Consider the following 19,860-nt stretch of genomic DNA (forward strand, 5'->3'; position numbering starts at 1 on the left):
GCGCGGCCCGGGTTCGGCTAGAAAGCTTCTTCCCAACGACGTGGGGCTGTAGCTCAGTTGGGAGAGCGCTTGAATGGCATTCAAGAGGTCGTGGGTTCGATTCCCTCCAGCTCCACCACTAGAATATAAAAGGCTTAGAAGGTTTTCCTTCCAAGCCTTTTTTTCGTGGAGTAGCCAAATGAATCTTCAAATAAGATAGAGTTGACATCCGACGGGATTGAGCCCAAGTTGCTTTCTTTGTTCCGAGGTGCCGGCATGTGCGGCTCCGGCAGGATTAAGGTGTTCAACGGGAGTCGGCGATCCTGTCTGCAAATGCTTTTTCTTCGGAGGCCCTGATGAAAACCGAACTGTGGGTGATGTTCTTCCTGGCATATCTGGTGACGACGTTGTCACCCGGGCCGAATGTGTTGCTGGTGCTGAAGAACAGTATTCGGCACGGCTGGAAATCCGCATTCATTACCGTGTTGGGAAACCTGAGTTGCCAGCTGCTGATTGTCTGTCTGGTGGCTGTCGGTGTCGGGCACCTCATCCAGGAACTGCCGTTCTGGTTCGTTATCATGAAAACGATCGGCGGCGCCTACCTGATTTATTTGGGGATCAAAAACCTGTTGGCGTCCCGGAAGGCGAAATCCGTCTTGCCGGAGACGGAGCCTCGGATCGTCGCGACCCGGTCTCAGCGCAGCCTGTTCCTTGAGGCGTTCGGCGTATCCGCAAGCAATCCCAAGACCTTGATTTTCCTTTCGGCGTTCCTGCCGCAGTTTCTTGATGCCGCGCATCCTCCCTATGAGCAGTTTTCTATCATGTTTGTCACGATTTGCGGCATCGTCACCACCGTCCACCTGGGGTATTCGTACCTGATCGCCTCTTTCGGCAGGCGTTTCTCGTTTAAAGAATTCGGGCGCAAGATCGATAAGATTACCGGTGGCCTGTTCATTGCCATGGGGGGCGGCATCCTTCTGAGCGACCGTGTGTGACATCGCCTTACATCCCGTGAATGCCTTGACCGGCATTCAATAGGTCGTGGGTTGAACACGCCACATCCTGTGTCGTGTCCCTTCGGTCGCTTTCGCTTTGCTTCAGCGTCTAAATCCGCTGTCCTGCGGATTTTTCAATTCCCTCCAGTTCAACCATTAGAAAGTTAAAGGCTTGGAAGGTTTTCCTTCCAAGCCTTTTTTCGTGGGATATACAAAAAAATATACAATACCAATCTGGTGTCTTATAGAGGGGCAACTTGGGTTTTGCAGAGGGTGCGGAAGTTGTCTGTTCTCATATTAAATCTGGAGGAAAGATGAGCGCGAATATCCCATTTCAACATATTGACTGGTCAACGGTCCCGAAAACCGAGCACAAGGGTGAAACGGGAGTTGCCTATTGGCAGACGATCCAGTTTGACGGATTGAGAGTCAGGGTTGTTGAGTACTCAAAGGGATACAAAGCTGATCACTGGTGTGAAAAAGGACATATCGTGTATTGCCTGGAGGGTGAGGTCGTCAATGAACAACAAGGGGCTGCCAGCTCTGTTTTGAAGCCGGGAATGTCTTACATTGTCTCAGACGAGTTGAGTTCTCATAGGTCAGTGACGGATGTGGGCGTAAAGCTGCTGATTATAGATGGTGATTTTTTGAAATTGAAAAGCTGACTTAAGCTTCGAGAGTCGTTGCGCAAGGATCCCGAATGGCATTTAAACGGTCGTGGGTTGAATACGCCACGTCGTGTGTCGTGTCCCTTCGGGCGTTTCCACTTTGCTCCAGCGTCTAAATCCGCTGTCCTGCGGATTTGTCAATTTCCTCCCGCTCCACCACAAGAAAACAAAAAGGCTCCGGCGAAAACCGGAGCCTTTTTGTTTGTTCGGTCGTGGTTTGTTCCTGCCGCGTTCATGCGTCCAGCCGGATGGGGCCTTCGGGGATGGTGATGACCCGGCACTGGAGGGTGGCCAGGCAGCGCATCTGGTGGCTGACCAGCAGGACGGCGTTTCCGGCTGCCCGGTGCTTTTCGATCTTGTCGGCCACGGTTTCCTGCCAGTGGTCGTCCAGAAAGGCGAACGGCTCGTCCAGCAGCAGGATTGCCGGGTTCACGGCAAATGCGCGCGCCAGGCTCAGCCTGCGCCGCATGCCGCCGCTCATGCGGGTGGGCTTCATCTCGGGGGCCAGGCCGAAGGTCTTCAGCCAGCGCCGGGAAATGGCCTCGGCGTTTTCAGTGCCGGACGGCTGCACCAGGAGCAGATTCTCCAGAGCGCTCAGCCAGGGCACGAGCACGTCGTCCTGAAAGGCGCATCCCAGGCGGGGAGAGCCGTGGCCCACGCTGCCCGAGTCCGGCGCGGTCAGCCCGGCCGCGATTTCCAGCAGGGTGGTCTTGCCGATCCCCGAGGGGCCGCACAGGCAGACCGTTTCGCCCGCCTCCACAGCGAGGGAACTGTCCTTGATGAGCGTTTCGCCCCCCATGGTTTTGCAGATATTGTTCAGTTGGATCATGCCTGCTCCCTGACTTTTCCGGTGAAGGCCTCGGACGAGGCGCGCAGCGGGGCGATGACCAGCAGTTCGAGCGCCACGCCCAGGAGAACGACGATGCTCGCCCAGGCAAAGAGCTGCGGGATCTCCAGCATGCGGTAGGACCAGAACAGCCGTGCGCCGATGCCGGTGGACGAGCCCAGGAATTCGGCCACGGCCGTGACCTTCCAGCTTGTGGCCGCCGCATGGGACAGCCCCGCCAGCAGGTAGGGCGTCAGGCCGGGCAGGATGATCTTGAGGAGGACCCTCGTTCGCGGGACGCGGTAGAGCCGGGCCATGTCGAAGAGTCTTTTGTCCAGCGCCATGCAGCCCTGGGCGATGTTGGCGAACAGGGGCGGAAAGACCGTGGCGAAGACCACGGCCATGGGCACCAGGGAACCGGTTCCGGCCCAGACCATGAGCAGGGTGATCCAGAGGATGGGCGGGCAGGATTGCAGGGCCGCCACCAGGGGCGTGAGCAGGCGCATGGTTTCCCTGCTGCTGCCAGCGGCGATCCCGAACACCAGGGCGCAGCCGAGGGCGGCGAGCAGACCGGCCATGCCCCGGGCCACGGTGACGGCCACGGTCAGCCAGGTGCCGGGCCGCAGGCACAGTCCCGCCAGTTCACGCCCCACCGCAACGGGCGATGGGATCAGCATGTGGCCGAAGGCCAGGCTGCACGCCCACCAGGCCGCCAGGGCGATGCCCAGGGAAACGATGACGGGAAGCCCCTTCACGACGCTCCTCCGAAGAAACTTTCCGGGAGCATGCGGCTGCCTTCGCCGTTTTCCCCGGAAAAGACCATGTCCAGGTAGTCCCGTATCATGTCCCGCGCCTCGTGGGCGGAGCGCACGTGGATGATGTCGCGTTCCAGGGAGGAGAGCACCATGTCCCTGGGGATGAATTTTTCGAATTCCTTGGGCATTGTGTCCAGCCCTGCGGCCGGGTCGCGTTTCAGTTCGGCCTCCTGCCCGGCCAGTGCCCGGGCGATTCTGTCGGCCAGGCCCGGGTTGTTCTTCAGCGTTTCCAGGTTCACGGCGATGCCCGCGATGGGCAGCATGGCCGGTTTGCCGGTGAGGCGTCCGTATTCCTCCTCCACGCTGGCCACGATGCGCAGGTGCGGGGCCTTTCGGAGCAGCACGGTCACCAGCGGCTCGGGCAGGAGCAGCAGGTCGGCCTTGCCCTGCACGGCCATGAGCGCCAGCTGCTTGGGTTCGTACGGGGCGTAGGTGAAGGCGGGCAGCCCTTTCTTTTCCAGGGCCCGCAGCACGGCCGCGCCCGGCGAGTGGGGCGGGGTGGAGGCTATCTCGGCCCCCGTGGGCAGGGCCAGGATGTCGTCGAACGTGCGGATGCCCGGGCGGCTGGTGAGCAGGTAGAACTTTTTCCACCCGGTCACGCTGACGAGCCGGACGGGCGCGCCGCGCATGGCGGCCTGGGCGAAGCCGTCGATATGCCCCACCCAGATGTCCCCCTTGCCCGCCAGGAGCAGGCCGCGCAGGTCGTCCAGGTTCTTCCAGTAGTGGATGTCCGGCGTGAAGGAGAGGTCTCCTTCGGCCAGGGCCTTCCATAACGGCATCTGGGGGGTGGTGGCCTGCCCGGTGGTATAGACCGAAAGAACCGTCTGCCCCGGGGCCGAGGCAGACGATGTCGTTTGGTGTATCAGGTGCAGGCCGCCCCAGGCCGCCAGGACGAACAGGGCGGCCAGGGCTGCTATGCGTGTCTTCACTTTTCCTCCTAGAAGCTGAGCTGGTAGTTGAGCGAGGCGCTCAGCCCCGGCTCCAGCAGTTCTATGCTGCGGGAGTTGGCCAGGTAGTTATGGTATTTCTTGTCGAAGATGTTGTCCACGGTCAGGGAGATTTCGTGTCGGGTCTTGGCCCAGTCGAATCCGTAACCCGTGGCCGCGTTGACCGTGAGCCAGCCGTCCGTGCGGTCCACGCCGTCCGGAACCTCGCTCTGGCGCAGGGCCCACGGCGTTTCCATCCTGGCCCAGAAGCCGTTGCCCGCCTCGTAGCGGATGCCGGCAAGGCCGTTGATGGGGGCCACCGTGCGCAGGGCCTCGTCGTTGCTTTCATCCCGGCCGTTGGCCAGGGCCACGTTTCCGTAGAGGGCCCAGCAGGCGGCAAAGCGCCAGTCCGCATCCAGCTCGAGACCGTAGATGCGCGCCTCGCCCACGTTTTCCATCATGTACGTGGTGGGGTTCTGGAGCTTTTCCTCGATGTAGTCGGTGATGAAGTTGGCAAAGGCCGCCCCAGTGGCGCTGAAGGCGGGGGTGGTGTAGTGTAGGCCGTATTCGAAGTAGTAGGATTTTTCCGGGTCCAGGTCCGGGTTGCCCACCGAGGTGACGCCGCCGCCCAGGTTGATGTTCTTGAACCGCTCCAGGATGTCCGCCGCACGGTAGCTGCTGGCGGCGATGAAGGTGTGGGACCAGTGTTCCGCAGGCTGCCAGGTCAGGCCCGCGTGGATGTTCCAGCCGATGTCCTCCTTGGTGGCTGCCTCGAAGTTGGCGTTGTCCTTGTTGGATATTTCGTTGCGGTCCAGGCGCGCGCCCAGGTTCAGGGTGAACTGATCGGTAAGCTTCCAGTCGTCCTCGGCAAAGACGCCCATGGAGAGCTGGGTGGTGTTGGGGGTGGGCTGGTCCTCAACGGTGCCGCCCGCGGTCAGGTAGCGGGTGCGCGTGGACGTGATGTGCCAGTTCCAGATGTCGGCCCCGGCAATGAGGCTGTGCTCGCCCAGGGCGAATTCCGCCTGCACCTTTCCGCCCACGGTCTCGTGGTCCGCCCGGGGCTTGATGGCCGAGATGGGCGGGGCCGGGTTGTCGATGCGGACCCTGCGGTCGTTTTTCATGTAGTAGGCGTTGACCAGGATCTCCTTGAGCGCCCCCGACTCGGGCGTGTAGGTGGTGTCCATGCTCACCAGGGTGTTCTTGGAGCGCGGGTAGGTGATGGGCGCGGTCTGGGGCATGGTGCTGGAGCCGCCGGGAATGCCCACCTCGTTCGCTTCCATGTTCATGACCTGGAACTGAGTGGCCCAGAAGTCGTTCCAGCGCAGCCCGCCGGCCAGGCGCAGGTAGAGGTCCTCGAACTGGCTGTTGGAAACCCGTTCGTCATCGCCGCCGTAGAAGTCCTCGTGGTCGCGCAGCCCGCCGGAGACCTGCATCCAGAAATTCTCGTCGCTCAGGTTGGCCCGGGCATACCCGTCCGGCCCCTGCGGATTGGTGGACCAGGAACCGATGAGTTCTCCGCCCAGTTCGGCTTCCGGGGTGAATCCGCCCTTCTTGGTGATGATGTTGATAACCCCGCCCGTGGAGCCCGTTCCGTACAGGGAGCTGACAGGGCCCTTGAGCACCTCCACGCGCTCGATGTCCATGGGGTTGATGAATCCGAGGCGGGCGTTGATCTCGGTGGCGGTGTTGAGCCGCATGCCGTCGATGAGCACCACCACCGAGGCCCCGGACAGGCCGCGTATGCTGATGTCCTGGCCCCAGGGGGAATCCCCGGTCTTGGTCAGGCCGGAAATGCGCGACAGGGAATCGGCCACGCTGGCCTTGGGCGCGAGGAGGATTTCCTCCTTTTCCACCACGCCGGTGCCGCCCGGTGTCTTGGACTGGGTGCTGTCCGTACCACGGGCGGAGACAATGACCTTGTCCAGGGTGATCTCCTCCGCATGCCCCCGGCCAACGCCGAACGCGAGCAGCATTGCCGCAAGCAGCAGGGGATATACTCTCCGTTTCATGTGTTTCTCCTTCTTCCTTTTATGGTTAAGCGGCTTCCGGCCTGCCCAGGGCGACGAGCGCATCCCATCCGGGCCATTGCAGCCGGCCGTTGTTGGCCGCCATTTCATCGAACCAGGGAACCCCCTCCACCACCGGGATGATGCCGCCGGAGATGGACAGATAGTTCTGGTATTCATTGGAAAGCAGGTAGCGCAGGAAGCGCATGGCGTCCGGGGGCGCGTCGGCACGCACCGCCGCGGCCAGGGGCACGGGCCAGGCCCCGGAGCTGGGCCAGACCATGTGGCCGTTGCCCTCCCGGTAGGTCTTGCTGAAGGCCGGGATGCTCACCCCTGCCAGGAATTCGCCCGCATCCACCCGCTTGTTGATGTCCAGGGGCGTGTAGCTGACGTTTTTCCCGGCAATGGCCCCGGCCGCCCGGTCGCCGTATCGGGCGGTCATCATGGTGTCGAAGAGGTCGGGCAGGGGGGTGTCTCTCGGCGGCACGGCAATGGAGCCGCACAGGTCCGGACGGCAGAGGTCCTCCCAGTCCCAGATGGGCGGGGAAACCCTTTTGGCCGCTGCAATGACAAAGGGCACGAACCCGATGACGCGGAAATGACTCGACGGCTCGGCCATGCCCAGGGCGGTCAGCTCCGCGCGCATGGGGGGCAGGGTGTCCGGCAGGGAGGCCAGTTTCCCGGTCGTCTGGTATTGGAGCAGGTTGTAGTAGTACTGGGGATAGGCGCACAGGGTCAGGCCGGGAATGTCCCCGTCCCGCCCGAAGCCCACGGAGAAGTCGAGCATCTCCTGGTGGGTCTGGGGCGGGATCAGGTCCAGGTCCAGATCCATGCGGGCCAGGTCCTGCACCGTCTTGCGCAGGATGTTGGGCGCAATGGCCAGGTAGACGGAATCGGGGCTCATCATAAGGCCTCCCGGGTGTTCAGCGTGTGGCCCTGCCGCAGGATTTCACGGGCCTGCATGAGGGTGTCGTCCATGTCCCTGAGCCGGTCCGCATAGGCGCGTTCGCCGTCGCAGGCCGAGAGCAGGGCGGCCATGGCCCCGTTGCGCATGACCAGCCTGGTGTCGTTCATGAGAATGAGCACCGGGTCGTGGGTTGCGGAAATGACGATCTTGTGGTGCCCGGCCAGGACCTCCAGGGCCTTGAACTTGTGGATGCCCGCGTTTTCCACCTCGTCGATGAGCACGATGGGCGTATCCGAGAGCAGGGCGATGTCCGCGATCATCAGGGCGCGGGACTGGCCGCCGCTGAGCACCTGCAGGGACATTTCCGGCGAGACCGGTTCGCCGCACAGGCTGTTGGTCATTTCCAGGAGCGGCGCCATGAGCGCCTTGCCGTCGCGGCCCTTGCTCTCGGCATGGAGCAGGATGAACTGTTCCACGCTGGCGTCCATGACGAAGTTGGTTTTCTGGGAAAGGGTGGCCACCAGGCCCGTGGGCGTTTCGGCAAGCGGCCTTCCGTTGATGAGAATGGTGCGGCCCGAGCGCGTGTCGCCGCAGGCCGCCTGCTCGATGTCCGAGAGCAGTTCGCTCTTGCCCGAACCGGTGGGGCCCACTAGGGCCAGGGAATCGCCGGGGCGCAGGTCCACGCCGGAGATGGACTCGGGGTTGCCCTGCTTGTCGCGCCCGGCCTGGATGGTGATTGTTTCGATGATCATGCCGCGTTCTCCTCGAGCAGGAGTTTTTCCACGTTGCCGGACTGGAACCGCTTTCCGATCCGGGTTTCTCCCGTGCAGTAGGAACAGATGGAGGCGGGCATGGAATAGCGCAGGCTGAGGCCTTCCAGCTCCCGGGCGTCGGTCCAGGACTCGCTGAGGCGCTTTAGGTGCAGCACGCCCGTGCCGGTGAGGCCGTTGACGTGGACGATGGCCGCCGTCTGGTTGACCTGGGAAATGCGGTGGGCAAAGACCTCTTTCTCGGCCTGGGAGATCAGGTCGCTCTTGGTGACCACCACCACGTCGGCCAGGGTCAGGGCGGGGCCCATCTTGCGCGGGGCCTCCATGCCGCCCAGGTTGTCGATGACCGTGATGGCGGGCACGTCCTTGATATGGGGGGCGCAGCGGTAGCAGAGCCCGGCGGTTTCGACGAAAAGGTAGTCGGCCCGCTGCCGGCGGCCCCAGGCGCAGGCCTCCTCCAGGTTGGAGACGAAGTAATGGTCCGGGCAGAGATAATCGGAAAGTCCCTGGATGGCCGGAATGCCGAGGCGGTCCCGGTAGATTTGGTCATCCGTGGTGCCCAGCGTGTCGAACTTGACCGCTGCGGACCGTTTCCCGTCCTTGGCCAGCTGGCGGATGAGGTGCAGGGTTACGGCGGTTTTTCCGGCGCTCGGCGCTCCTGCAATGGTGACGAGTTTCACGTGTGCTTCCTTTGAAAATGAGTTTCTTTTTCAATAAAAGGTCCGAATAAATCCCGACAACGGATGGTCGGGACAATGCAGGAGTAGTCTTGGCGGGGAAAAAGAACCACCCGGGGCGGTTTGTTTTTTGCCCCGAACGGGTGGAAAATTACCCGTTGGCCGGACTGGTGAAAAAGATGTTGTTCTTGCGGTAGCGGGACGGCGTGACCCCGTGGCGCTCCTTGAAGGCCGCGCTGAAGTGGCTGATGTTGGTATAGCCCACGCTGCTGGCCACCTCGCTGACGGAGTCCGTGCTTTCCAGCAGGCGCTTGCGCGCCAGGTCCACCCGGTAGGCCCGGAAATAGCCGTAGACGGTCTGGCCGAACTGGGCCTTGAACCCGGTCTTGAGCTTGGTCTCGTTCAGGCCCACGGAAAGGGCCAGCTCCTTGAGGCTGGGCGGGGCCTCCAGGTCGGCGACCAGCAGGTCGCGCGCCTTGTTCAGGCACTCGATCTCGTAGGTGCTCAGGCGGGTGCGGCAGGGCGCGGGCGCATACTCGGCCAGCACATGGGAAAGCAGTTCCAGGGTCTTGCTCTTGAGGTACAGGGTGCGGGCCGCGTGGGTATACGGGCAGTGGGCCAGCTGCGATGCGGCGACGAACTGCTCGGGCGTCATCCTGCGGCTGTCGCAGGGGAGGGTGTCGGTTTCCCGGTTGACCACGCTTTGCACCGCGTGGGGCAGGAGCGCGGTTTCCTCGGGCAGGGCGATGTCCAGGAAGGACGGCTGGAGCACTATGTCCAGCCACTTGTGGCCCTGGTTGGGCGCAAGTTCGACGATTCCCCCGGTTCCCGGGAAATAGCGCACCTCGATGATACCCTTGTTGCGGACGAAATCCTCCTGGCCCCTGGCCCGGGAGATGCCGTTTCCTTCGAGGATGAAGCTGAACCGCAGCACGGGACGGTCAAAGGACATCTCGAAGCGCTGCCGTTCCCGCGCGGCGCTTTCCCAGAAGCAGACCGCCAGGTCGGACCTGAGCCTGAAGGCGTTGACCGGTGCATGCAGATCCGCATGCAGGACTGAATTATCGGACTGCTGGGCTGACTGCCCCGCTTTGTCCAAGGACACGACTTGTATGCGCATGTGGTTTCCACCCCTCCTTAGAAACGTCATCATCGCATTGTGTTGCGCGCCATGGCGCACGACCCTTGGTGTGCAATATTGAAATTGAAATTCAAAGTCAAGAGAAGTTCCCCCACGGCTGTCGCTGTTTGTGGAAGCAGTCTTTCTTGACACCTTGAAAAGTCCGGAGTAGTCGATAATGAATTTCATAATCATTAAATATCGGAGAGCGGAAATTGAGCGGCTCTGTCATGACGGCGCAAAAAAACACCGCAATCGGCCTTGATTCCGTGAGGGATTTTTCCACCTTGGGCAGCGAGCAAAAGGAACGGCTCTTTCGTTCCATGTGGCAGGAGTACCGGGTTCGGCCCGGCATGTGCGTCAGTGTTTTCGATGCGCAGCTGCAGGAGGATTTCACCTTTTGCTACCGCAAGGAAAATCGATTCATGGATTTCGGTTTTTTCCTGGAGGGCGCGTTTGCCAATGATCTGCGCAAAACGCCCATAGGACGCCTGAACCTGGAGAACCGGGCCGGGGAGGGCGGCATGGGCTTTTTTCGGGAGATTGAAGGGACCGTGACCATCCCGGCCGGGAAAAAGACCCGCCTCATCCATGTCCACGTTCTGCCGGATGTCCTCCGCTCCCTGCTGGAACAGGACATGGAAACGGTCCATCCCGAGCTTCGCGGCGCGCTGGAGCCTCGGGAAGGAAACGACTTCTACCGCAGGCGCTGCCTGCAGCCCATGGTCCAGGCCGTCGCCAACGAACTGTTTTTCGGCGTGCGCAACAATTTCGGAGTGCGCATGTACATGGAGGGCAAGGTTCTGGAGCTGCTGGGGCTGTTCCTTGCCGAAGGGGGAAATCCTGCGGCGGACAAAAAGGCCGCCTTGAGTCCCAGGGAGCGCGACGTCATCCATGCCATCCGCGCCGAGCTGGAGGAACGCTACGCCTCGCCCCCGACCCTGGCGGAGATTGCCGCCCGTCACCATATGGGCGTTTCCAAGGTGCAGGCCGGGTTTCGGGCCGTGTTCGGCATGTCCGTCTTCAATTTTCTCAAGGAATACAAACTTCAAAAGGCCAAGATGCTTTTTGACGAGGGCGACATGAATGTCAGTGAGGTCGCCTGGACCATCGGCTACATCAACCTGAGCCATTTCGGCGCGGCCTTCAGGAAGCGCTTCGGCGTCCTGCCCAAGGCCTATCACAAATCCATCCGGGCCAGGGCGCATGGAGTCGGGCACGGACGGGCCTGACGTTTCCCGCCAATCATTTCATAATATTCTTTTGGGCAGGCGTGTTCGCACGCCTGTTTTCGTGTTGTGCGCCCTTTGGTTTTCCCCGGGCAAAACTGAGTGCTCGCGGGGCAGAAAACCTTCGCTCTCCGTTCTAGGTTTCGCGGACATGCAATTGGCAAGGCGGGCTTTGCCCCGCCCGTGAAAGTGAAACCAAACAAGGGATAGTGGAGATGAGACGAATCGCAGGATTCATGGCGCTGCTCGCCGCGCTTGCGCTGGTTTGCGCCGCCGCGCCCTGCGCCCGGGCCGGCCAGGAGGAGAAAAAGGAGGACCTTCGGCTGGAACCGGTCGTGGTCAACGCGGAAAAACGTTCGGAGGAGGTTCAGGACGTCCCGGCCAGCATCACCGTGCTGGAGGAGGGAGACCTCCGGGACATGGGCATCAAGAACACCGACGACCTGGCTCGGCATGTTCCCGGCCTGGAGTTCAACGACTTCGGCAGCCGCAGGCACGGGCTCATGTTCCTGCGCGGCATCAAGAATCTGCCCACCACCGAGCCGTCCACGGGGTATTACGTGGACGGGGTCAACTATTCGAAGCCCTACATGTTCAACTTCCCGCTGTTCGACGTGGAGCGCGTGGAGGTGCTCAAGGGGCCGCAGGGGGCCCTGTACGGCCGCAACACCGTGGGAGGCGTCATCAATGTCCTTACCCGGCAGCCCGGCAACGAGGTGGTCTTCAGCGCGGGCACGACCCTGGGCAACTTCGGGCAGAAGGAGGTGCGCGGCAACTGGAGCGGCCCCCTGGTGGAGGACAGGCTCTTTCTGGGGATCTACGGCATGGCCGCGGCCCGGGACGGGTTCATGGAAAACGACGTGGACACGGGCGGCAAGGACGGACGGTACCAGGACGGCAAGGCCGCGCGCATGAAGCTGCGCTACCTGGCCAACCCGGACTGGGAGCTGGGGCTGATCCTGGACGCGCAGCAGCATGACGACGGGGCCTATTCGGGGCGGCGCACGAGCCGCAACAGCCTGGTCAAGGCCGGGGCCGTGGGCACGGACAGCCGCTATCATTACTCCCATGATTTTGACGGTTCCCAGGAGAACGAGTGCTGGGGGGCCACCCTGAATTCCGTGTACGAGACCGGGCTGGGCTCCTTCCATTCCATCACCGGCTACCGCGACTACGACAGCGACGAGGACATCGACGCCGACTTCAGCCCCCTGGACGTGATGCGCAAGCAGTATGTGCAGCGCGATCAGGACTTCTCCCAGGAGTTCCGCCTGAACTCCTCCGAGGGGGACGGGCCGCTCGAATGGCTGGTGGGCACCTCGTTCTTCAACCTGCACTCCCGGACCGAGGTGACCAACCGGATGGGCGCCGACCACGCGGCCCCGGGCATGAAGGTGGCCTTTGATACGGACCGCCACAATATGGGCGCTTCGGCTTTCGGGCAGGGAACCTATACCTTTTGGGAAAGGTTCGATCTGACCTTGGGCCTGCGCTACGAATACGAGCATGCCGACGTGGATGCGGAACAGCTGAACACCCCGGCCGGAGGCCCCGCTTCCGTGGCCGCCTCCCACGACGGGGCCATGCATTTCGGGGCCCTGCTTCCCAAGGTGTCCCTGGCCTGGCATCTCGACGACGACCACATGCTCTACGGCACCATTTCCCGCGCGCACCGCAGCGGCGGGTTCAACGACGCCTCCGCCCCCTCGGGCAAGGAGGCCTATGCGGAGGAATACAGCTGGCTGTACGAGGTGGGCCTCAAGTCCATGTTCATGGACGGGCGGCTCATGTTCAACCTGTCGGGATTCTACACGTCCATCGACGACGAACAGCTTCCCCTGTTCAAAACCGGCACCATGCAGTCCTATATCGACAACGCCGGGAAATCCTACCGCACCGGGATTGAGATTGAGAGTCGTTACAGGCTAACGGAGGAGCTGGGGCTGGACGCCAACTTCTCCTGGATCGAGGCCCGGTTTGAGGAATACGAGGACCCGGCCGTGGGCGCGGACTACGCCGGGAACCGCGTGTTCCTGGTGCCGAATTACACCTACGGACTCGGCCTGGACTACCGCCATGCCCTGAACGGGGACTGGAACCTGGTGGGCCGGGCCGACATCACGGGCGTGGGCTCCCGGTATTTCGACGACGGCAACACCGTGGAGGAGAATCCCTACGACCTAGTGGACCTCCGGTTCGGCGTGGAAGGGGAGCACCTTGCCTGCACGCTGTGGGTCAAGAACGTGTTCGACAAGGAATATACGGTCTTCGAGAACACCACCGCAGGCATAGCCGAGGACGGCGCACCGCGCACCTTCGGCATGTCTCTGGATTACAGCTTCTAGGGGCGCGGCCGGGCGGTTTCCGCTGTCCCGGCCGTATCCCGCAACAAGGAGGAAGCGATGCGATTGTTCGTTGGCGTTTCAGGCCGAGGTTCCACGGCGTGGAAGATGTTCCTGCTGGCCTGCATGTATCTGTGCCAGGCCATTCCCCTGGGGTATGTGTTCGGCAGTCTGCCGGTGATTATGCGTGAAAACCGCATGAGCCTGGAGAGCGTGGGCGGGCTGTTCATCCTGCATCTGCCCTGGGCGTTCAAGTTTCTCTACGCCTCCAGGGTGGACCGCACTGGATTTGCCCGGCTGGGCCGCCGCAGGTCCTGGATCCTTCCCTTGCAATGGGCCGGAGCCGGCCTGCTGCTGGCGGTGGCCGGGCTGCCGCCGGAAACCGATTTCCGGTCCATGTACATGGTCCTGCTGGCGCTGAACGTGGTCATGGCCACCAACGACATCGCGGTGGACGGCTATGCCACGGACATGCTGGAGCCCGGCGAGCGGGCCTGGGGCAACGTCATCCAGGCCGGGGCCCGGTACGTGGGCATGATTCTCGGCGGCGGGGTCATGCTCTTCCTGCATTCCTCGTTGGGGTGGGGCTTTCTGTGCCGCGTGCTCGCCGCCACCGTCTTTCTGTTCAGCCTGCCCGTGCTCCTGCACCGGGAGCTGGCCCCGGTGTCCGTGGAAACGGAGGACGGGGACGGCTCGGCCGGCGGGGTGCTGGCCTTTCTCCGTCGTCGCCAAACGCGTTTCCTGCTGCTGGTGCTGATTGCGCCCACGGCCTTCGCCTTCTGCGGGTTCATGATGCACACCCCCCTGCTGGTGGATCTCGGCCTTTCCTCCAGGGACATTGGGGGTCTGCTCATGCACTACGGCTATCCGGCGGGTCTGGCGGGCACCGTGCTCTGCGGCTGGCTGTTGCATCGGGCGGGGAGGCGTACGTTCCTGCGGGCTTTCTGCCTGGCCGTCATCCTGCTGTGCGCCTTTACGGTGCACTGCATCCGCGAGGGAGGCATCGCGTTCTGGCAGGCCGCCATGGTCCTGTCCCTGGACAACTTCCTCATGGGCGGCATCAATGTCTGGGGCTTCACCCTCATGATGCGGGCCAGCGCCGGGCCCCATGCCGGGGTCGGGTTTGCCGTGCTCAGCAGCCTGTTCATCCTGGTTCCCCTGGCCACGGCGCCGCTGTGGGGCCGTGTGGGCGATCTGGCCGGATTCGGCCCCCTGTACGCCCTGCTCGGGGCATTGACCCTGGCGGGGTTTGTCGCCGCGGAGGCGGGCATGCGTCTGGAGCGGAAGAGGTCGTCCGGGACCGTCCTGCCCGAAGGCGTGTCCTGATCCTGCGGTTCCGGGCGTTATGCAAAGCAGATCCCGGCGGCCCGAAACGGGCCGCCGGGATCTTTTTTCGGGTGTTCCCGTCGGGCTGTCAGCGGAGGGATTCGTTCGCCGCCGGGGAACGCAATGACTCGATGAGCCCCCTGGCCCGCTCGCGGACCTGCATCAGATCGTGTTCGTTCGGGCGGCCTTCAATATTGCCCAGCCTGCCCGAGGTGTTCAGGTGCCGCTTGTTTTCGGGCACGAAGGCTCCCGGAATGGCCCATTCGTCGGCCACGGTGACGCCCAGGTGGTCGAAGAGCTGCCCCATGTACTTGATGGCCGGCGTGGCCTCTGCCTCCCCGGTGTGTGGCCCGGCATAGGTGCAGTAGACGCAGGCGAATTTGCCGGGAAGACGGGGGGAGCCCGGCAGGATCAGATTCCGGTCCCGGGCCGAGGCCAGTTGCCGGTCTATCCACTTGAGCATGCGCTTGCCCGGCAGCCAGGTGTAGACGCCCGAGCCCATGAAGGTCAGGTCGTTCCGCAGCAGGTCCAATTCCAGGTCCTGCTTGCCGACATTGATGGTCTTCACGTCGCAGCCCGCGTCCGCGCAGGCCCGTTCGATCTCCAGGGCCACCTTTTCCGTCTGCCCGTTGAGCGAGGCATAGAGGTTCAGAATGTTCATGGCTTCTCTTTTTTGATGTTGTGGTTGAGCGGGGTGTCCAGCATGTCGGTTTTGCGGAAGCAGGCCAGGTAGTTGACGCCGAGGTCCGCATAGTTGACTTGCTGGTAGCCATTACCCTCGATAAGGGCGGCGATGTCCTTTGCCGAAATTCGCATGTGCAGGGGCGGGCCGAAATCCATCTTCTCCTTCTTGCACTCCAGCACGGCCATGATCCCGTCGGTGCGGAGGATCCGGTGCAGTTCGCGGAACAGGCTTGGTCCCTGGCGTTCGAGGTCGAGGCAGTGCAGGGACGTGGAGAGCAGGCAGGTGTCCACGCTGTCGTCTTCCAGGGGAAGCGCGTCGGTCATATTTCGATTCATGGGCCGGATGTTGTTCAGCCCGTGTTCCTCAGCCTGCCTGCCGACCTCGTCGGCCATGCGTTTGTCTATATCTACAGAGTAAACCGTTCCTCGCGTTCCGACAAGCCTTGCGGCGTGAATCGAGTAGTCGCCCGGGCCGCAGCCCAGGTCCAGGAAGGCGCTGCCCCGGGCCGGGGCAAGGATCCGGAAGACCAGGTCCGAGTCGTGCATCCTGTAGCTGGTGGGGCCTCGCCCGTGGGCGTGACGGCCACGGCATTGCTGGTTGTTCATGGCATTCTCCCTTGCTAGAGGTAATAGAGGAAGGATTCCACCTTCATCCTGTCGTTTTCGTTTCGGGTTCCGTCAAAGGTCAGGGGCAGCACGGGCAGGCCTCCGGGATCGTCCTGATGCAGGATGCCCAGGGATATGCCCGTGTTTTCGTACATGGAACTGACGGTCAGGACGCCGTCGATTCCCTGCGGCGCGCACCTCGTCTTGGCCCCGCGATATCTTCCGAAGGCCCCGGCATAGTGGCCGAGCGTGCCGTCGGCCGCGTCCGTGAGTCTGTGCGGATCCGGCTCGTAGGGGCTGGCCGCGCCCAGCGCCGCCCCAAGGATGGCCATCTGTTCCCGGAAACGGTCCAGCCTGCGGCGTATTGCCCGGCCCTGTTCCTCCGGGCGTTGCCGGGCCGCGTCGTCCCAGAAGCTCCACAGGCATTCGCCCAGGGGCGCATAGACCACGCGGTGGCCCAGCCCCTCCAACCGCTCAAAGGTGTTGTCGTTGAGCGTATCGTTGAAGAGCACCATGGGTTCGCCCACGGCCAGGACTGTTTTGGAGCCGTTCCCGGACTCCCCGGACGCGCCGAGATCCCTGGCCAGGGCCGTGAGAAATTCCAGGGTCAGTTGTCCGCGCCGCACCCGCTCCAGGACTCTTTCCAGGACTTCGGGCCTGTTCTTTCGGGGGGCCAGGAGCGTCAGGTCCCCGGCCAGCAGGCACAGGAACAGGGTGTTCGCGAGGGGGCCTTGCCGGCAGGGCAGGTCCTCCAGGAAGGGCGAGAGCAGCTCCACGTGGCGCAGCCCGCTCAAGTCCAGCTTGTTGCGCAGGAACCTGGCGTACTGGCCGTCCACCTCGGCCCCTTCGTTCTGCGGCAGGAGCAGGGTCTGCTTTCCCCTGGTTCCCCGGAGGGTCGCCAGCGCGTCGCCCAGCAGGGCGGCCAGGGAATAGTATTCGTTGGTCACGGTGTGCCGTCTGCCCAGGGCCATGGAGGTCTCCGTGGTCGGCTCCAGGAGCCGGGCGTCCACGCCCTCGGCCTGGAGCGCCGCGCAGGCGAGATGCGCATACGGATACAGGCGCGGCAGGAATACCGGGCCCTGGAGCGGGCCGAATCCTTCGGCTGCGATGCGCACCGGTTCTTCCGGGGGCATGTCCGTGTATGCCTCCAGGGGGCCCGCCGGCTGCGGCTTGCTTTTGCCCAGGCTGTTCACGAAGGCCTCCACCCGGGTCAGCACGCCCACTCCCGAGGAGTGCTCGTCTACCTCGATGGTCAGGTAGGGCTTGGATCCCATGATCTCCTTGAAGTAGTGGGCCGTGGCCGTGTCCGGGCCGCACCCGTGATGGGTGAGGAACACGGCGTACAGGTTGGGGTGCTCCGCCACCAGCCGGGCCGCCTTCAGGATGTGCTGGCCGAAGGGCCAGTACATGTTCGGGTGCTGCTGGAAGATGTCCACATCGGGCATGTCGTAGCAGGGCAGGGTCTGGTGCCCCATTTCCGCGAGCTTGTCCGGGATGCCCAGGTTGAGCATCGGGTCGGCCACGCCGTAGATCTTGGAGATGAGCACGAAGGTCTTGCGGTTCGGGTCCAGCCCGGCCAGGGCCTCACGGCTCCGTTTTTCGACCCGCTTCTCGAATCCCTTGAAGGATTCCATGGCCTTTTGCAGGGCAGCGCCGGTTTCCGCGTCGTTTTTCCCCAGATCGCGGCCCATGGACATGAACGCGTTGCGCACGAAGTCCTGCCCCAGGTTGAAGGCGATGGTGGGAGCCAGCAGCTTGATGCCCCTGTTTTCCAGGTCCATGGCCTTGTTGATGATCTTGAAGGCCAGCTGCATGTAGGCGCAGCCGTAGTTCTGGCGGGCCTTGGAACTGGGATGGAACACGGTGTAGAGGTCCGGGAAGAACAGGTAGTCCACTCCCTTTGCCGCTAGTTCGGCCGCGTGCCCGTTGACGAGTTTCACCGGGTAGCAGGTCTCGTCCAGGGAGTAGTCCTGGGCCAGCCGGATGGTTTCCTCGGAGGTGGGCTCCGAGAGCAGGACGTTGAATCCCAGCTCCCGGAAGAAGGGGAAGAACAGGGGGAACATGCCGAAGCAGAACAGGGCCCGGGGAATACCCACGGTCTTTTTGCTGGGATCAAGGACGCCGTCATAGCCCGCGAAGATGAAGTCGTGCACCGTGCGGTTGAAGTCGGAGACCCGCGGCGCGCTGTCCTTCTCCTGCCCGAGCGGTTCTCCCGGGGCGGGCGGGGTGAAGCCCTTGAAGGCGGTCGTTTCCCCGGCCTTCATTTCCTCGCGGGCCAGGATGGCCGCCCCGTATGCACCGGTGACGCTGAAGAAGGGCGGCACGGTCACCGGGCGGCCTGTGGCCGCGCGGAAGGCGTTGACCACGCCCTGGTTGTGGGCCACGCCGCCCTGCAGGAAGATGGTCCGGCCCAGCGGTTTCTGCCCCACCACCCGGTTCAGGTAGTTCTTGACGATGGAGTGGCAGAGGCCCGCCGCCAGGTTGCGGGTTTTTGCGCCGTGGGCCAGGTGCGCGGCTATGGCGGCCTCCATGAACACGGTGCAGCGTTCGCCCAGGCTGACCGGACTTTCCCCGGCCAGGGCCGCGGGGCCGATTTCTTCGAGGGGGATACCCAGTTTCTTGGCCTGCTCTTCGATGAACGATCCGGTCCCGGCCGCGCAGATCTTGTTCATCTGGAAATCCGTGACCACGCCGTTTTTCAGGGAGATGAACTTGGAGTCCTGGCCTCCGATTTCGAATATGGTGTCCACTTCCGGGTCAATGGCCGCAGCGGCCCGGGCCTGGGCGGTGATCTCGTCGCGGACCACGTCCGCGCCGATCAGGCGTCCGGTCAGGTATCTTCCCGAGCCGGTGGTGGCCGCTCCCGCCACGGTTACGGCGTTTCCCAGCTCCCGTTTCAGCTCGGCAAGCCCCGTGCGCACGGCGCGCACCGGATCGCCGGCGGTCCGCAGGTACCGGTAGGCGAGGATGTTGTTCCGGCTGTCCACCAGCACGAGGTTGGTGCTCGTGGAACCCACGTCCACGCCCAGCCAGCAGGGGGCCGCGCCTTCATGGGGAAGGGGCGCGCAGTTGTGCTTTTCCCTGGCGTCGTCGCTGCCCATTCCGCGCAGGGGCGGCAGTTCGCCCCCCTCCGGCAGGGGGCGCAAACGGGCGGTTTGCAGCGTGTCCATGACTTCCGGCAGCCCGATCGCCAGCTTGTCCCTGGCCGCAATCACTGCCGCTCCCATGGCCCCGGCAACGGCGGAATGCTTGTGCACCCGCAGTTCCCCGGGGTTCAGGCCGAGCTCTGTCCGCATGGCCTTGGTAATGGCGCTGTTGCGGCAGACCCCGCCCACGAAGAGCATGGGCCTGTTCTTCGGCAGGCGGCGCATGACCGCCCCCCGGAAGTTTCTGGTCACGGCATGGGCCAGGCCCGCAAGGATGTCCGGGGTGGGGACGCCTTCCTGCTGGTGGTGGGTGATGTCGGTCTTGGCGAACACGCTGCACCGTCCCGCAATGCGCGGGATGAACGTGGCCCGGGCGGCATGGGCGGAGTAGTCCTCGATGTCCATGCCCAGCCGCGAAACCTGTTCCTCCAGAAAGGAACCCGTGCCGGACGAGCAGTTGGAGGTTGCGGCCATCTTCACCCCGGTTTTGTTCTCCGGTCCGAACCCGGTGATGAACTTGGCGGTCTGGCCGCCCATCTCCACAATGGAGGCGCAATGGCGGTCCAGGTGCAGGGCCCCTTCCACCAGTGCGGCCACTTCATTGACCAGGGGGACGCCCGTGGACGCGTCCAGCAGGGCGCCGCCGCTGCCCATGGCCGCCCCCCGGCGGATCTCAGCCGCCTCGGGCAGTTCCCGGATGCGGGCCAGTGTTTCGCGGATGGCGGTTTCCACGTTTCCCTTGTGCAGGACGTAGTCCGTGTGAACGATTTCCCCGTCCGGTGCCAGAACCGCCGCTTTGACCGCCGAGTAGCCTATGTCTATTCCCATGCTGAACATG

16 protein-coding genes and 1 tRNA gene are annotated in these 19,860 nt (G+C 63.3%); 6 read left to right on the plus strand and 11 right to left on the minus strand.

Annotated elements, in window-relative coordinates:
• Window positions 1-42 precede the first annotated feature (42 nt).
• The 3 genes from FGL65_RS08010 (at window position 43) to FGL65_RS08020 (ending at window position 1,639) form a co-directional block, all read left to right on the plus strand.
• A tRNA-Ala gene (locus tag FGL65_RS08010) sits at window positions 43-118 on the plus strand.
• A gap of 217 nt (window positions 119-335) precedes the next feature.
• Window positions 336-974, plus strand: a complete 639-nt coding sequence (locus FGL65_RS08015) for a LysE family translocator (RefSeq protein ID WP_147820699.1) — start codon at window positions 336-338, stop codon at window positions 972-974.
• 314 nt (window positions 975-1,288) lie between these two features.
• Window positions 1,289-1,639 carry a DHCW motif cupin fold protein gene (locus FGL65_RS08020; RefSeq protein ID WP_147820700.1) on the plus strand — a complete coding sequence of 117 codons (351 nt, stop codon included), beginning with the start codon at window positions 1,289-1,291 and terminating at the stop codon, window positions 1,637-1,639.
• A gap of 235 nt (window positions 1,640-1,874) precedes the next feature.
• Here the strand turns inward: FGL65_RS08020 and FGL65_RS08025 are convergent, their stop codons facing one another.
• From FGL65_RS08025 to FGL65_RS08060, 8 genes are all read right to left on the minus strand, one after another.
• Window positions 1,875-2,471, minus strand: coding sequence for an ATP-binding cassette domain-containing protein (locus tag FGL65_RS08025; RefSeq protein ID WP_147820701.1), 597 nt, complete (start codon window positions 2,469-2,471; stop codon window positions 1,875-1,877).
• The gene (locus FGL65_RS08030; protein ID WP_147820702.1) at window positions 2,468-3,223 is read right to left on the minus strand and encodes an ABC transporter permease; all 756 of its coding nucleotides are present in this window, start codon (window positions 3,221-3,223) and stop codon (window positions 2,468-2,470) included. The genes FGL65_RS08025 and FGL65_RS08030 overlap by 4 nt, the downstream gene beginning before the upstream one ends.
• Window positions 3,220-4,212: an ABC transporter substrate-binding protein gene (locus FGL65_RS08035; protein ID WP_147820703.1), complete on the minus strand. Its 993-nt coding sequence runs from the start codon at window positions 4,210-4,212 to the stop codon at window positions 3,220-3,222. Before FGL65_RS08035 ends, FGL65_RS08030 begins: the two co-directional genes overlap by 4 nt.
• Window positions 4,213-4,220: 8 nt before the next feature.
• Window positions 4,221-6,218, minus strand: coding sequence for a TonB-dependent receptor (locus FGL65_RS08040; protein WP_187170591.1), 1,998 nt, complete (start codon window positions 6,216-6,218; stop codon window positions 4,221-4,223).
• A gap of 25 nt (window positions 6,219-6,243) precedes the next feature.
• Window positions 6,244-7,122, minus strand: a complete 879-nt coding sequence (locus FGL65_RS08045) for an ABC transporter substrate-binding protein (protein WP_147820705.1) — start codon at window positions 7,120-7,122, stop codon at window positions 6,244-6,246.
• Window positions 7,119-7,874 (minus strand): ATP-binding cassette domain-containing protein, encoded by a 756-nt coding sequence (locus FGL65_RS08050; protein WP_147820706.1) that lies wholly within the window; start codon window positions 7,872-7,874, stop codon window positions 7,119-7,121. The genes FGL65_RS08045 and FGL65_RS08050 overlap by 4 nt, the downstream gene beginning before the upstream one ends.
• The gene (locus tag FGL65_RS08055) at window positions 7,871-8,572 is read right to left on the minus strand and encodes a GTP-binding protein (protein ID WP_147820707.1); all 702 of its coding nucleotides are present in this window, start codon (window positions 8,570-8,572) and stop codon (window positions 7,871-7,873) included. Before FGL65_RS08055 ends, FGL65_RS08050 begins: the two co-directional genes overlap by 4 nt.
• A gap of 148 nt (window positions 8,573-8,720) precedes the next feature.
• Entirely contained in the window at window positions 8,721-9,689 is a 969-nt protein-coding gene (locus tag FGL65_RS08060) for a helix-turn-helix transcriptional regulator (RefSeq protein ID WP_187170592.1), read from the minus strand.
• 230 nt (window positions 9,690-9,919) lie between these two features.
• Here FGL65_RS08060 and FGL65_RS08065 point away from each other — a divergent pair, with 230 nt between their 5' ends.
• The 3 genes from FGL65_RS08065 (at window position 9,920) to FGL65_RS08075 (ending at window position 14,586) form a co-directional block, all read left to right on the plus strand.
• Complete coding sequence (locus FGL65_RS08065) at window positions 9,920-10,921, plus strand: helix-turn-helix domain-containing protein (RefSeq protein WP_147820709.1); 1,002 nt, start codon at window positions 9,920-9,922, stop codon at window positions 10,919-10,921.
• Window positions 10,922-11,133: 212 nt separating this feature from the next.
• The gene (locus FGL65_RS08070) at window positions 11,134-13,263 is read left to right on the plus strand and encodes a TonB-dependent receptor (RefSeq protein WP_147820710.1); all 2,130 of its coding nucleotides are present in this window, start codon (window positions 11,134-11,136) and stop codon (window positions 13,261-13,263) included.
• Window positions 13,264-13,320: 57 nt separating this feature from the next.
• A complete protein-coding gene (locus FGL65_RS08075) occupies window positions 13,321-14,586 on the plus strand; it encodes an MFS transporter (RefSeq protein WP_147820711.1) in 1,266 nt (421 codons plus the stop codon).
• Window positions 14,587-14,674: 88 nt separating this feature from the next.
• Here FGL65_RS08075 and FGL65_RS08080 read toward each other — a convergent pair whose 3' ends face one another.
• The 3 genes from FGL65_RS08080 to FGL65_RS08090 are packed head-to-tail and all read right to left on the minus strand — an operon-like array spanning window position 14,675 to window position 19,859.
• Window positions 14,675-15,247 (minus strand): flavodoxin family protein, encoded by a 573-nt coding sequence (locus FGL65_RS08080; RefSeq protein WP_147820712.1) that lies wholly within the window; start codon window positions 15,245-15,247, stop codon window positions 14,675-14,677.
• The gene (locus tag FGL65_RS08085; RefSeq protein WP_147820713.1) at window positions 15,244-15,876 is read right to left on the minus strand and encodes a class I SAM-dependent methyltransferase; all 633 of its coding nucleotides are present in this window, start codon (window positions 15,874-15,876) and stop codon (window positions 15,244-15,246) included. Before FGL65_RS08085 ends, FGL65_RS08080 begins: the two co-directional genes overlap by 4 nt.
• 14 nt (window positions 15,877-15,890) lie before the next feature.
• Complete coding sequence (locus FGL65_RS08090) at window positions 15,891-19,859, minus strand: acyl-CoA dehydratase activase (RefSeq protein ID WP_147820714.1); 3,969 nt, start codon at window positions 19,857-19,859, stop codon at window positions 15,891-15,893.
• Window position 19,860 lies beyond the last annotated feature (1 nt).

Source organism: Salidesulfovibrio onnuriiensis, assembly GCF_008001235.1.
In the GTDB taxonomy this organism is placed as follows: Bacteria; Desulfobacterota; Desulfovibrionia; order Desulfovibrionales; family Desulfovibrionaceae; genus Pseudodesulfovibrio; species Pseudodesulfovibrio onnuriiensis.

Excerpts from the sequence above, each read along its gene's own strand:
- FGL65_RS08060 (WP_187170592.1), bottom strand. The coding sequence starts at position 9,689 with ATGCGCATACAAGTCGTGTCCTTGGACAAAGCGGGGCAGTCAGCCCAG.
- FGL65_RS08020 (WP_147820700.1), top strand. The coding sequence starts at position 1,289 with ATGAGCGCGAATATCCCATTTCAACATATTGACTGGTCAACGGTCCCG.
- FGL65_RS08085 (WP_147820713.1), bottom strand. The coding sequence starts at position 15,876 with ATGAACAACCAGCAATGCCGTGGCCGTCACGCCCACGGGCGAGGCCCC.
- FGL65_RS08090 (WP_147820714.1), bottom strand. The coding sequence starts at position 19,859 with ATGTTCAGCATGGGAATAGACATAGGCTACTCGGCGGTCAAAGCGGCG.
- FGL65_RS08045 (WP_147820705.1), bottom strand. The coding sequence starts at position 7,122 with ATGATGAGCCCCGATTCCGTCTACCTGGCCATTGCGCCCAACATCCTG.
- FGL65_RS08025 (WP_147820701.1), bottom strand. The coding sequence starts at position 2,471 with ATGATCCAACTGAACAATATCTGCAAAACCATGGGGGGCGAAACGCTC.
- FGL65_RS08050 (WP_147820706.1), bottom strand. The coding sequence starts at position 7,874 with ATGATCATCGAAACAATCACCATCCAGGCCGGGCGCGACAAGCAGGGC.
- FGL65_RS08070 (WP_147820710.1), top strand. The coding sequence starts at position 11,134 with ATGAGACGAATCGCAGGATTCATGGCGCTGCTCGCCGCGCTTGCGCTG.
- FGL65_RS08015 (WP_147820699.1), top strand. The coding sequence starts at position 336 with ATGAAAACCGAACTGTGGGTGATGTTCTTCCTGGCATATCTGGTGACG.
- FGL65_RS08065 (WP_147820709.1), top strand. The coding sequence starts at position 9,920 with ATGACGGCGCAAAAAAACACCGCAATCGGCCTTGATTCCGTGAGGGAT.
- FGL65_RS08080 (WP_147820712.1), bottom strand. The coding sequence starts at position 15,247 with ATGAACATTCTGAACCTCTATGCCTCGCTCAACGGGCAGACGGAAAAG.
- FGL65_RS08040 (WP_187170591.1), bottom strand. The coding sequence starts at position 6,218 with ATGAAACGGAGAGTATATCCCCTGCTGCTTGCGGCAATGCTGCTCGCG.
- FGL65_RS08075 (WP_147820711.1), top strand. The coding sequence starts at position 13,321 with ATGCGATTGTTCGTTGGCGTTTCAGGCCGAGGTTCCACGGCGTGGAAG.